This window comes from Enterobacter cloacae complex sp. P6RS, from assembly GCF_014982245.1.
GTDB classification, from domain to species: Bacteria; Pseudomonadota; Gammaproteobacteria; order Enterobacterales; family Enterobacteriaceae; genus Enterobacter; species Enterobacter bugandensis.
Genome location: NZ_JADCLB010000039.1, coordinates 19583 through 31709, shown reverse-complemented (window position 1 = coordinate 31709; position 12127 = coordinate 19583). Strand labels below are relative to the sequence as shown.

Below are 12127 nucleotides of genomic sequence, written 5' to 3'. Positions count from 1 at the left end.
CCACGAGCTTTTTCTTCTGGTGCGTTATCGATCTGGTCGAATGCACGAGCAGAACCACCGTAGGTTTTAGCCAGAACGGTAGTGATTGCAGCGGTCAGCGTTGTTTTACCATGGTCAACGTGGCCGATAGTACCGACGTTAACGTGCGGTTTTGTACGTTCAAACTTTTCTTTAGACATCGATTGTCCCTCTAAGACACGGATAAATCGGTGATATCACCACATCAACCAGGCGAAATGCCTGAATTGTTGAATACAGTAAAATTGAAACAGAGAGAAACGGGAAGGAGAAGTGAAGTGGTGCTGATACCCAGAGTCGAACTGGGGACCTCACCCTTACCAAGGGTGCGCTCTACCAACTGAGCCATATCAGCACGTATTGGAGCGGGCAGCGGGAATCGAACCCGCATCATCAGCTTGGAAGGCTGAGGTAATAGCCATTATACGATGCCCGCATCCTGAAACTCGGCTACCCAGTTCTTTCTGTAACAAAAAAAGAGATTTCTCTCTTTTTCAGTTTGAGCTGGCTAATTTTCCAACCAGCTCCGGCGGCATTTACGCTGCCAGAAAGTGGTGGTGGGGGAAGGATTCGAACCTTCGAAGTCGATGACGGCAGATTTACAGTCTGCTCCCTTTGGCCGCTCGGGAACCCCACCGGACTTGATGGTGCCGACTACCGGAATCGAACTGGTGACCTACTGATTACAAGTCAGTTGCTCTACCTACTGAGCTAAGTCGGCATCAAGTAGCGCGCATTCTATGGATACCTGCGCGGTCATGCAACTAAAAATTTGCATAAAACGTTCTTTCGCTCACATTTTATGCGAACGCAGCGCTAAGCGATGTAAAAGTAGCCATTCCGGGTCAAATAATCAACATACAGGCATGATTTACATCGCATACACCGTAGCGTGACGGCTTCCGCGTAACGCAGCGCTTTCCATCTTTTTTCTTATTATTCCCGCCATCTGGTGTTAACCTCCTGCCCATTGTCCAAAATTAACTGTGTGATGAGCCACGTCCCGGCAGCATAGCGCTGGCTCACTGAAGCATGCTTATGAGCAAAAAAGAGCAAACGTTAATGACGCCTTATCTTCACTTTAACCGCAGCCAGTGGGCTGCCCTGCGTGATTCCGTCCCTATGACGCTGACGGAAGGTGAAATCGCACGGTTAAAAGGGATAAACGAAGATCTGTCCCTGGAAGAGGTGGCAGAAATTTATCTCCCCCTCTCTCGCTTGCTTAACTTCTATATCAGCTCCAACCTGCGCCGTCAGGCGGTGCTGGAGCAGTTCCTCGGAACCAATGGTCAGCGCATTCCTTATATCATTAGTATTGCGGGCAGCGTGGCCGTGGGTAAAAGCACTACCGCACGCGTGCTGCAGGCGCTGCTGAGCCGCTGGCCGGAACACCGCAGCGTTGAGTTGATCACCACCGACGGCTTCCTGCACCCGAACGAGGTCTTAAAAGAACGCGGGCTGATGAAGAAGAAGGGCTTCCCGCTCTCTTATGATATGCACCGTCTGGTAAAATTTGTCTCTGACCTGAAATCTGGCGTGCCGCACGTCACGGCGCCGGTCTATTCACACCTGATTTACGACCGCATCCCGGATGGGGATAAAACGGTAGTCCAGCCCGATATCCTGATCCTTGAAGGTTTGAACGTGCTGCAAAGCGGCATGGACTATCCTCATGACCCGCATCATGTGTTCGTTTCGGATTTCGTCGATTTCTCTATCTATGTTGATGCGCCGGAAGATCTGCTGCAGAACTGGTATATCAACCGCTTCCTGAAGTTCCGCGAAGGGGCATTCACCGACCCGGACTCCTATTTCCACCACTACGCCCAGCTTTCTGAAGAAGAGGCCATTAATGTGGCCAGGGGGCTGTGGAATGAGATCAACTACGTGAACCTCAAAGAGAACATCCTCCCGACGCGCGAGCGTGCGAGCCTGATCCTCACCAAGAGCGAGAAGCACGCCGTCGACCAGATTCGCCTGCGAAAATAGTCAGGCAGACATAAAAAAACCGGCTTCGCGCCGGTTTTTTTCGTTATGCGTGCGGCTTCTCGCCATTTTCATCCTGATCGACCGCAAAGCAGGCGACCAGCTGACCGCCATAATCCTTCAGCTGCGGCTGAAGCTGGGTGCACGGGCCAAAGCGGCGGCTGCAGCGCGCGTTGAAGGCACACCCCGGCGGCGGATTCAGCGGACTTGGCAGTTCACCCGTCAGCTTAATGCGCTCGCGACGATCGTCCGGGTTCAGACGCGGCGTCGCAGACAGCAGCGCCTGGGTGTACGGATGACGAGGATTACTAAAGATCTGCTCTTTGGTCCCCTTCTCCACGCAGCGCCCCAGATACATTACCATCACTTCATCGGCAATATGCTCCACCACCGACAGGTCGTGAGAGATGAACACATAAGACAGCCCCAGATCCTGCTGGAGATCCATCATCAGGTTCAGCACCTGCGCGCGCACGGACACGTCGAGCGCCGACACCGGCTCGTCGGCAATCACCACGTCCGGGTCAAGCATCAGACCGCGTGCGATGGCGATACGCTGACGCTGGCCGCCGGAGAACATATGCGGGTAGCGGTCGTAATGCTCGGTTTTGAGGCCGACCTTCGCCATCATCGCCAGCGCTTTTTCACGGCGCTGCTCTTTGCTCAGATTGCTGTTAATCAGCAGGGGCTCTTCCAGGATCTGTCCCACTTTTTTACGCGGGTTCAAAGAACCGTACGGGTTCTGGAACACAATCTGGATTTTCTGGCGGCGCAGCTTCTGCGCCTGCGGGTCATGCTTGAGCAGATCCTGGCCCTGATAATAAAGCTCACCGCCGGTCGGGACTTCAATCATCGTCAGCAGACGGCCCAGCGTCGATTTCCCGCAACCTGACTCCCCCACCACCGCCAGCGTTTTACCGCGTTCGAGGGTAAATGACACGCCGTCCAGCGCTTTCACCAGGCGTTCAGGGGCAAAAATCCCCTTTTTCACCGGGTAGTGTTTTTTCAGGTCGATGGCCTGCAACAGCGGCTGCTGCGTGGTGGCCTGTTGCGTACTCATAGTGTTGGCCTCCCGGCATCATCGAGTGGGTAGTGGCATTTTGACTGTCGACCGTCGGTCAGCAGATTCAGCTCTGGCTCCTCAACGCGGCATTTGTCCGTGGCATACGGGCAGCGCGGATTAAGCAGACAGCCCTGCGGACGGTCGTATTTGCCCGGAACCACGCCCGGCAGCGACGCCAGACGCGCTTTGTCCTGGGCAAACTCCGGCAGCGCACGCAGCAGAGCCTGGGTATACGGGTGACGCGGCGCGCGGAAGATATCGTGCGAATTCCCGGTCTCGACCACCTGGCCCGCGTACATCACGATGATCTTGTGTGCCGCTTCGGCCACCAGCGCCAGATCGTGCGTAATCAGCACCAGCGCCATGTTCTCTTTCTGCTGCAACTCCAGCAGCAGCTCGATGATTTGCGCCTGGATGGTCACATCCAGCGCCGTTGTCGGTTCATCCGCAATCAGCAACTTTGGTCGACAGGCAATCGCCATGGCGATCATCACGCGCTGGCTCATCCCACCGGAAAGCTGGTGCGGGTATACGTCCAGCCGCGATGCCGGGTCAGGAATACCCACCTGGTTCAGCAGGTCGATCGCGCGCTGGCGACGGGTTTTCTTGTTACCACCCTGGTGCACCTTAATCGCTTCCATAATCTGGAAGCCGACCGTGTAGCACGGGTTCAGGCTGGTCATCGGATCCTGGAAGATCATCGCCACTTCGGCGCCCACCAGCTGGCGGCGCTGTTTCTCAGAAATGCGCTTCAGGTCCTGACCGTTGAACTGCAGGTTTTCCGCCATCACGCGGCCCGGGTAATCAATCAGCCCCATGATTGCCAGTGAACTGACCGACTTACCGGAACCGGACTCCCCGACGATACCAACCACTTCGCCCTGATTGACGCTGTAGCTGATGCGGTCCACGGCGCGAAACGGGGTGCCTTCGTCGCCGAAATGCACCGATAATTTATCTACATTTAATAACGCCATCTCGTGCCTCTTACTGCTTCAGTTTGGGATCAAGCGCATCACGCAGGCCATCACCCATCAGGTTAAATGCCAGCACCGTCAGCAGGATTGCCAGACCCGGGAAGGTGACAACCCACCAGGCGCTTTGTGCGAACTGCAACACGTCGGAGAGCATGGTGCCCCACTCCGGTGTTGGCGGCTGCGCACCCATGCCCAGGAAGCCAAGAGCGGCCATATCAAGAATGGCGTTAGAGAAACCGAGCGACGCCTGAACGATCAGCGGCGCAAGGCAGTTAGGGAAGATATTAACGAACATCTGGCGCATCGCACCGGCACCCGCCACGCGAGAGGCGGTGACGTAGTCGCGGTTCACTTCCACCAGCACCGCCGCGCGTGTTAATCGCACGTAGTGGGGAAGCGCCACAAAGGTCAGCGCCAGGGCGGCGTTACCGATCGACGGGCCGAAGATCGCCACCAGCACCAGAGCCAGCAGCAGGCTTGGCAGTGCCAGCATGATGTCGACGATACGCATAATGATGTTATCAACGATGCCGCCGAAGTAACCGGCAACCAGGCCGAGGATGATCCCCATAATCAGGGAGAGCACCACCACCAGACAGCCAACCAGCAGCGACAAACGCGCGCCGTACATCAGACGCGACAGCACATCGCGGCCCACATCATCGGTACCCAGCAGGTGCGCCAGACTACCGCCGTCCTGCCAGGCAGGAGGTGCCAGCAGCGCATCGCGGAACTGATCCGCCGGGTTATACGGCGCCAGAAAGTTCGCAAACACCGCAATCAGGATCATGATAGCGACATACACCAGCCCGACTACCGCGCCTTTATTGCGCTTGAAGTAGTGCCAGAACTCCTGCAGCGGCGTCATTGGAACCGGTGCAGCAACAGCTTTGTTTTCAGAAACCTGTGACATGATGGCCCCTTACTTCTTATGACGAATACGCGGGTTCACCACGCCGTACAGCAAATCGACCAGCAGGTTGACGAGGATAATCATCGTCGCGACCAGCAGCACCCCACCCTGCACCACCGGATAGTCACGGCGTTGCAGCGCATCAATCAGCCAGCGTCCGAGGCCCGGCCAGGAGAAGATGGTTTCCGTCAGGATCGCCCCCGCCAGCAGCGTACCCACCTGGAGGCCGATAACGGTCACCACCGGCAGCATGGCGTTACGCAGCGCGTGGACGATGATGACGCGCATGCGGGTTAAACCTTTGGCGCGCGCGGTACGGATGTAATCTTCACCCAGCACTTCCAGCATGGAGGAACGGGTCATACGCACGATCACCGCCAGAGGAATGGTGCCCAGCACCATGGCAGGCAGGATCATGTGCGCAACGGCATCAATGAAGTTGCCCTCCTCGCCCCAGATGGCCGTGTCGATCAGCATAAAGCCGGTTAACGGATTGGTATCATCAAGGAAGACCATATCGCTGACGCGTCCGGAGACCGGCGTCAGGTTCAATTGCACCGAGACCAGCATGATCAGCATCATGCCCCACCAGAAGATAGGCATGGAGTAACCGGTCAGCGCCAGCCCCACGGCGGTATGGTCGAAAATAGAGCCACGCTTAACGGCAGCCAGTACCCCAACAGGAATACCCACCGCAGTGGCGAAAATCATGGCGCAGATGCCAAGCTCCAGCGTCGCTTTAAAACGCGGCACGAACTCGTCCCACACCGGAAGACGGCTTTTTAACGAAATCCCTAAGTCACCGTGCATCACGCCCCAGATATAGTGGAGGTACTGCTGCCACATCGGCTTATCGAGGCCGAGTTCAGCCAGCAGTTGCGCATGACGTTCAGGGGAGATACCACGCTCGCCCGCCATAATCATTACCGGGTCGCCGGGGATCATATGGACGAAGGCAAAAGTGAGAAGGGTGATACCGATAAACGTCGGGATAACAAGTCCCAGACGTCGGAGGATGAACTGCAACATAACCCGGATTCTCTCTGATGACGCACGGCCAGTGGCGTGACGTCTGTATTGCTCACAAATCTTATTCCCTCCCCTTTCGGAGAGGCAATAAAGCACTGCTGCCGGGTGGCGCTACGCTTACCCGGCCTACATACCGTAGGCCAGTGCAAGCGCAGCGCCGCCTGGCGTTGCTTTTAATTATTCAACCGATACGTTTTCGAAGTGGTGTTTGCCCAGTGGATCAACCACGTAGCCCTTCACTTCTTTACGCACTGGCTCATACACGGTGGAGTGAGCAACAATCAGCGCCGGAGCCTGATCGTGCATAACAACCTGAGCCTGCTTGTAGAGTTCAATACGTTTGTTGTGATCGTCGGTCGCACGCGCCGGCTGGATCAGGTCTTCAAACGGCTTGTAGCACCAGCGAGAGTAGTTAGAGCCGTCTTTCGCTGCCGCACAGCTGAACAGGGTGGCGAAGAAGTTGTCCGGATCCCCGTTGTCACCGGTCCAGCCCATCATTACCGCCTGGTGCTCACCCGCTTTGGCGCGCTTCAGATACTCGCCCCACTCGTAGGTCACAATCTTGGCCTGAACGCCAATTTTCGCCCAGTCAGCCTGGACCATTTCCGCCATACGGCGTGCGTTCGGGTTGTACGGACGCTGTACCGGCATCGCCCACAGCTCGACGGTAAAGCCTTTATCCTGGCCCGCTTCTTTCAGCAGCGCTTTCGCTTTCTCAGGATCGTAACTGTAGTCCTTAACGTCGTCGTTATAGCCCCACATGGTTGGTGGGATCAGGTTCTTGGCAGCAACGCCCGCGCCCTGGTAAACGGCCTTGATGATCGCTTCTTTGTTCACCGCGTAGGTCAGCGCCTGACGTACTTTCACGTCATCAAACGGTTTCTTCTCGGTGTTGAAGGAGAGATAGCCCACGTTCAGGCCCGCCTGCTCCATCAGGTTGATGTTCTTGTCCTGCTTCATGCGCGCGATATCTGCCGGGTTCGGGTACGGCATCACCTGGCATTCATTTTTCTGCAGTTTAGCGTAACGTACGGATGCGTCAGGCGTGATGGAGAAGACCAGACGGTCGATCTGCGGCTTGGTGCCCCAGTAGCCCGGGAACGCTTTATACAGAATACGGGAGTCTTTCTGGTACTGCAGCAGCTGGAACGGGCCGGTACCGATTGGGTTCAGGTCCACTTTTTCCGGCGTGCCGGCTTTCAGCATGTTGTCCGCATACTCTTTAGAGAGAATAGAGGCGAAGTCCATGGCCAGGTCAGCCAGGAATGGCGCTTCCGGACGGGTCAGCACGAACTGAACGGTTTTATCGTCTACTTTTTTCACTTCGGCGATCAGGTCCGGCAGACCCATCCCTTCGAAGTATTCGTAGCTGCCGCCAGACACTTTGTGGTACGGGTTCTGGGCGTTTTTCTGACGGTCGAAGGAGAACACAACGTCGTCGGCGTTAAAGTCGCGCGTTGGTTTGAATTCTTTGCTGTCCTGCCACTTCACGCCCTGGCGCAGGTGGAAGGTATAGGTTTTGCCGTCTTCGCTGATGTCCCACTTCTCGGCCAGACCCGGAATCACTTCCGTGGTGCCGGTTTTGAATTCAACCAGACGGTTATAGATCGGTACAGAGCTTGCGTCGTAAGTCGTACCAGAGGTAAAGAGCTGTGGGTTAAAGCCTTCCGGCGAGCCTTCAGAACAGTAAACCAGGGTTTTTGCCTGTACGCTTGCTGCCACGGTCATAGCCACCAGGCTCAGACCAAGCTTCAGCATCCCTGACTTCTTCAAGGAAATACTCATTATTCTGCTCCAATGTGATGTTTTGCTTTGTTGTGTTACGCCGCCAGACCTTTATTTATTTTTTACCCGGTCCGGTCGGAGGTGCCCGAAGGCGTTAAAGGGATGGAGAATCCTTTCAGAAGAGCGTTTGAGTTGCAGCGCAGATCGTCCCTGAAATGCCCCTCATGCCCTACAATCTGTCAACAGAATGTGAAAACGTCAATACAGGTGACGGGGATTTGCGCCGAGTGTGAGAAACCGCAAACAAAGATTAAAAAAACCCTGAACGCCAGTTTTCAGCAGGGAAATTTATGCTACTCGCCAACTTGCAGCACAAATATCTTCATATTTCGCAACAATCAGTGATTAACTTTTATTCAGAATGGGTAAATTTTCTTGCAGAATGGTGATTATCTGAGCACTAAATACCGCGAACGTTAAAACGCACAGCGAAAAATGCTGAGGTTATCCATAAGCAACGCGAAAAAAGATCAATCTATATATAAAAAAATACAATGGATTATGTCACAAAATCGTTAACAGGCAGGAAGAAGCGGGGATAAGGGGCATTTTACTGAATCAGGATGAGTAAGCCGTTAATGCAAAAAGGGCTAACCTTGCGGTTAGCCCTTTTCAGAATGTGGTCGGCGAGAGAGGATTCGAACCTCCGACCCACTGGTCCCAAACCAGTTGCGCTACCAAGCTGCGCTACTCGCCGAATGCGGAGCGCATCTTACTGCTGAGGTGCGCCCCCGTCAATCCCTTATTTTCAAAAAGCCATTCAACTGGCGATATTCTCGCCAGAGCAGCTACTGCGCGGCTTTTGCGGTGTTATCAGGGAGTTTACACCAGTTGTTGTTTTCGTTAATCCCACCGTTCGGTGAGGTATAGCCGAGGCAACCCATAATGGTGTCATACAGCTCAACGTGACGGCGCGGCACCTTCATTTCCGCCTCTTTCTTAAGCTGAGCAAACATCTTCGCTTTCTCCGGATTTTCAAGATACTTATCCGACATCCACATGATCATCGGCACGCGGAACTGCTCCGGCGGTGCCAGCTTGCGCGGCGTACCGTGCAGGTGCTCTTTCTCATTAATGGACTCACCGTGGTCTGCGGCGTAGATAACAATCGCTTTTTTATCACGCAGTTGGTCAATCACGCGGCTCAGGAAGGTATCCACATACAGAATGGAGTTATCGTAGGCGTTGATCAGCTCCTGCTTGCTGCAGTCTTTATTAATGCCTACGCACTCAGGCTGCCATTTCGCGAAATCGCGCGTGTAACGCTGGTAATAACTGTAATGCGACCCTTTGGTATGCAGAATGACGAGATGTTTGCCCTGCGGGTGATTCTTCAGAGACTGGGACATCTCCTCAAGCAGCAGCATGTCGTCAACGTTTTTCCCGCGGTTGCGAGGCTCGGCACCAATCTGCTCACGATACGCGATGTTATCTGCCAGCGTGTTGGTGTAGAACCACATCTCACTTTGCATGGCGAACAGATCGGAGCTAAATCCAAGCTGCTTCAGCACGGCAAAGACGTTTTGTTCTTTCAGCGTACGTTGCGGGTTATCGCTCGCCCCGCCTTCACGCACAAACATACAGCGCAACGAGAGCTTCGTGGCGGTATCGCAGGAATAGCCGCGGTAAGCCACCAGATTCTTCTCCTGCGCCAGTTTCGGCGTGGTATCGCGGTCATAACCGAGGATACCCATATGATCCCAGCGCGTCGTTTCACCGATGACAAAGACTACGTAAGTGTCATCCAGCCCGTCAGCCGGCGCCTGGTAGGTGAACTTTTTGGTCGGGTTAATCAGTGATTTCACATCGCTGGATTCGTCCGCCTGCGCCCAGGCGTAAAGACCTAACGCGGACAGCCAGTTGGACGGCAGATACGAGTTAGCCACCACGCCGCCATAGCTCGGCATATCCACGCCCGTCGCTTTTTCGATCCGTTTTTGCTGTTTTTCCATCAGGCGAATCGGCGCCCACACCAGCAGGCCCGCCAGCAGAACGACGGCGACGTTGCGGATGCGCTGTCCCCGGGTACGCAGCTGGCGTAACAGGGTATAACGGCAGGTATTACTCCAGATAAAGAAGAGCGGGATCAGGCAGGTCAAAATCGTCCATATGATGAACCCTTGACCCACCACCTCTTTCGAGAGGTCGATGTCCGTGGTCATCACCGAGGCGACAATACCGTAGCCAATGACCACGTTCATGAATGTCATGTAATAGCTTGCGGCGGCAGAAATAATCACCACCAGCGAGGCCAGAATTTGCCATGTACGTCGGCCAAAAAGTGAGAGCAGGCGTAACAGGAAGAATGTGGCGAGGATGGAGCCGAACACTTCAATCGCGGCAAAAATTCCATTTCTTACGGTGAGGTGCTCAAAATAACCTTCCACTCTTCTGAACAGCACCGCGCCATTCAGAAACAAACCGATATAGACAGCCAGCATCAGACACAAACGTTGCTGGGTAAGAGACCTAATATATTTCATGCAAACAACCCTGGGGGAAGGGGTATAAAGACCCGCCGAATCTCAAACAGAAAGCGGACAGAGTAAGTAAATGCGTCAGGAAGCGTTATGAGAAACGTCTACAAGCGCGGTAAGTAGACCACAGCGGGAGAGAAAAGTGGCAGCAGAGAGTGTGATCGAGGAAGATTTTTACAAAAAAACCGCGTCTGGAGAAGCCGTGCGCTGATGCAACCGCGTAAAATGAGCAAAGGGCCAGCGAACTGGCCCCCGGTGATTACTCGTATACCACGCTAAAATTCACCGTCGCATTTGCCGCGCCCACGGTGGCATCCGGTTTAACCGGCACGTAGCTGGCGATATAGTTCAGCTTGTTCGTACCATCAAACCAGATGGTATGCTCCACGGGCGTAGAGTCGGTACTGGAGGGGAGCTGCTGCACCCCGCCCGACGTTTTAATTTTTAACGCCACGCCCGTCGCGCCGCCGCTGTCCAGGGCAAAGAGTGAAGCGTTTGTCGCATCTGGCGTACCGTCCATCGTGACGTAGGCCTTAGTGGCATACGCGCAGTCTTTCAAGCCGATGCTAAAGCTTTTCTGGTTAAGCTCTTTACCCACTTTTACCGGGCGCTGGAGCACCACGGTATCCATATCGACGTCAATACTGTCGTTTTCCAGCTCGCAGGTGGCCGCCTTAATGGTGATGGTAAAGTGGATATCCCCTGCGGAACCGATATTTACCGGCGCCGCCATCGCTGATGCGGTGAGCAGCAAACACGCTGGCAAAAACGCATTCATTGTTTTCATCCGGCTTACTCCACATCAATACGCATGGTGGCGATCCCTTCGAACTCCCCGGCGGCCGGCAATTTGCCGGTGGTGCTGATGGGGTAAGCCGAAATGGTCGTCGAGGCGGTACGGTGCGTGTCGTCAACAAGACCCGAAACGCTCAGCTCCTGATTCGCGTTGATATCATTAGGCACCAAAATATTACCGTTTTCGCCTTTAATGACGGCACCGATATCCGGATTACCCATGTCGATAGCATTCGAATCATTGGCGTTTGGCATTCCCTCAATATGTAGGAAGATCTTTACGCCATCGGAGATATTGGTGCATTTAAACTGCAGTTCCTTGGTAAATATCGTCGCGTTCTTGGCAATTTGGCCTTTACGATCTTTAAAATCACTGGCCTTAAATTCACCAAAGGGGATTTCCAGCGTGCTACCGCTGTCGAGTTCACAGCCCTGAGGGACGATAACTGTGCCACTCAAACTCACCTCTGAAATAGGCGTTGTGCCATAAACACCGGGCTTACGCGTACCATATACGTCTACAATTGTTGTTGGTGGGATGACCAATTCACCTACGAAAGGTCGATTGATATACAGAGTCAGTTTGCCCTTCCCTCCTGTAGTGAAGCCTCCCGCCGGGTTTGGATTGTCCACATCACATACTTCTCGCGAAGACCACTTATTGGAGACATTTTCGAAAGGTACTTCTTGGTAATGGTCATAATATCCACCAATATAAACTTCAGATGCTATCTGGATATTATTGTTAACAACGTAAAAAGTGCGTCCGCCAGAGATATGTCCAATCGCCAGAGGTGAAACCGTCTTGAAATAGGTCTCACTCGTCTCTTCACCAGGGGGACATTCACAAACGCCAGGATACTGTGTACTCAGACTCCAGGTAAAGAAATCAGGGAAGACCGAACCTGCAGCGTTTTTTTCAACGTCCGTCACTGTCTTATTCATGAGGGCATTGAAGGTCTGTGTCCCATTAGTTGGTGAGCATGGCCCCCAGTCTGCCGCCGCCAGCGCCTGGCCGGAAAACAGCACCGACCCGCCCAGCAGGCCAGCAAACATCATCATTTTTTTCAACATACTTGTGTCC

General features: G+C 54.1%; 10 protein-coding genes and 5 tRNA genes. 1 reads left to right on the top strand and 14 read right to left on the bottom strand.

The genetic code is table 11. The annotated features are described in order from the left end of the window. From INF73_RS21300 to INF73_RS21280, 5 genes are all read right to left on the bottom strand, one after another. Window positions 1-179 (bottom strand): GTP-binding protein (locus INF73_RS21300; protein WP_010287081.1); only part of this gene is annotated, 179 nt, incomplete at its 3' end. Window positions 180-297: 118 nt separating this feature from the next. Beyond that, window positions 298-373, bottom strand: a tRNA-Thr gene (locus INF73_RS21295). A 6-nt stretch (window positions 374-379) separates the two neighbouring features. Then, a tRNA-Gly gene (locus tag INF73_RS21290) sits at window positions 380-454 on the bottom strand. 116 nt (window positions 455-570) lie between these two features. Further along, window positions 571-655: transfer RNA gene (locus INF73_RS21285), tRNA-Tyr, on the bottom strand. A gap of 8 nt (window positions 656-663) precedes the next feature. After that, a tRNA-Thr gene (locus tag INF73_RS21280) sits at window positions 664-739 on the bottom strand. 317 nt (window positions 740-1056) lie between these two features. Here INF73_RS21280 and coaA point away from each other — a divergent pair. Further along, a complete protein-coding gene (gene coaA, locus INF73_RS21275; RefSeq protein ID WP_032644951.1) occupies window positions 1057-2007 on the top strand; it encodes a type I pantothenate kinase in 951 nt (316 codons plus the stop codon). A 43-nt stretch (window positions 2008-2050) separates the two neighbouring features. On the opposite strand, the gene dppF is transcribed toward coaA, so the two are convergent. From dppF to lpfD, 9 genes are all read right to left on the bottom strand, one after another. Next, window positions 2051-3064, bottom strand: a complete 1014-nt coding sequence (dppF, locus tag INF73_RS21270; protein WP_028015094.1) for a dipeptide ABC transporter ATP-binding subunit DppF — start codon at window positions 3062-3064, stop codon at window positions 2051-2053. Continuing rightward, window positions 3061-4044 (bottom strand): dipeptide ABC transporter ATP-binding protein, encoded by a 984-nt coding sequence (gene dppD / locus INF73_RS21265; protein WP_045630287.1) that lies wholly within the window; start codon window positions 4042-4044, stop codon window positions 3061-3063. Before dppD ends, dppF begins: the two co-directional genes overlap by 4 nt. A 10-nt stretch (window positions 4045-4054) precedes the next feature. Next, window positions 4055-4957 (bottom strand): dipeptide ABC transporter permease DppC, encoded by a 903-nt coding sequence (dppC, locus tag INF73_RS21260; RefSeq protein ID WP_028015093.1) that lies wholly within the window; start codon window positions 4955-4957, stop codon window positions 4055-4057. A gap of 9 nt (window positions 4958-4966) precedes the next feature. After that, window positions 4967-5986: a dipeptide ABC transporter permease DppB gene (dppB, locus tag INF73_RS21255; RefSeq protein ID WP_028015092.1), complete on the bottom strand. Its 1020-nt coding sequence runs from the start codon at window positions 5984-5986 to the stop codon at window positions 4967-4969. 177 nt (window positions 5987-6163) lie between these two features. Further along, a complete protein-coding gene (dppA, locus tag INF73_RS21250; protein ID WP_028015091.1) occupies window positions 6164-7771 on the bottom strand; it encodes a dipeptide ABC transporter periplasmic-binding protein DppA in 1608 nt (535 codons plus the stop codon). Between the two features lie 620 nt (window positions 7772-8391). Beyond that, a tRNA-Pro gene (locus INF73_RS21245) sits at window positions 8392-8468 on the bottom strand. Window positions 8469-8559: 91 nt separating this feature from the next. Next, window positions 8560-10254, bottom strand: coding sequence for a kdo(2)-lipid A phosphoethanolamine 7''-transferase (gene eptB / locus INF73_RS21240; RefSeq protein ID WP_193541466.1), 1695 nt, complete (start codon window positions 10252-10254; stop codon window positions 8560-8562). Between the two features lie 253 nt (window positions 10255-10507). Further along, complete coding sequence (gene lpfE / locus INF73_RS21235) at window positions 10508-11035, bottom strand: long polar fimbrial protein LpfE (protein ID WP_045260009.1); 528 nt, start codon at window positions 11033-11035, stop codon at window positions 10508-10510. A 5-nt stretch (window positions 11036-11040) separates the two neighbouring features. Beyond that, window positions 11041-12117: a long polar fimbrial protein LpfD gene (lpfD, locus tag INF73_RS21230; protein ID WP_193541463.1), complete on the bottom strand. Its 1077-nt coding sequence runs from the start codon at window positions 12115-12117 to the stop codon at window positions 11041-11043. Window positions 12118-12127: the final 10 nt, after the last annotated feature.

Bases quoted from the DNA above. Each gene is read 5' to 3' on its own strand.
- lpfD (WP_193541463.1), bottom strand. From the start codon at position 12,117: ATGTTGAAAAAAATGATGATGTTTGCTGGCCTGCTGGGCGGGTCGGTG.
- dppF (WP_028015094.1), bottom strand. From the start codon at position 3,064: ATGAGTACGCAACAGGCCACCACGCAGCAGCCGCTGTTGCAGGCCATC.
- lpfE (WP_045260009.1), bottom strand. From the start codon at position 11,035: ATGAAAACAATGAATGCGTTTTTGCCAGCGTGTTTGCTGCTCACCGCA.
- coaA (WP_032644951.1), top strand. From the start codon at position 1,057: ATGAGCAAAAAAGAGCAAACGTTAATGACGCCTTATCTTCACTTTAAC.
- dppC (WP_028015093.1), bottom strand. From the start codon at position 4,957: ATGTCACAGGTTTCTGAAAACAAAGCTGTTGCTGCACCGGTTCCAATG.
- dppA (WP_028015091.1), bottom strand. From the start codon at position 7,771: ATGAGTATTTCCTTGAAGAAGTCAGGGATGCTGAAGCTTGGTCTGAGC.
- dppB (WP_028015092.1), bottom strand. From the start codon at position 5,986: ATGTTGCAGTTCATCCTCCGACGTCTGGGACTTGTTATCCCGACGTTT.
- dppD (WP_045630287.1), bottom strand. From the start codon at position 4,044: ATGGCGTTATTAAATGTAGATAAATTATCGGTGCATTTCGGCGACGAA.
- eptB (WP_193541466.1), bottom strand. From the start codon at position 10,254: ATGAAATATATTAGGTCTCTTACCCAGCAACGTTTGTGTCTGATGCTG.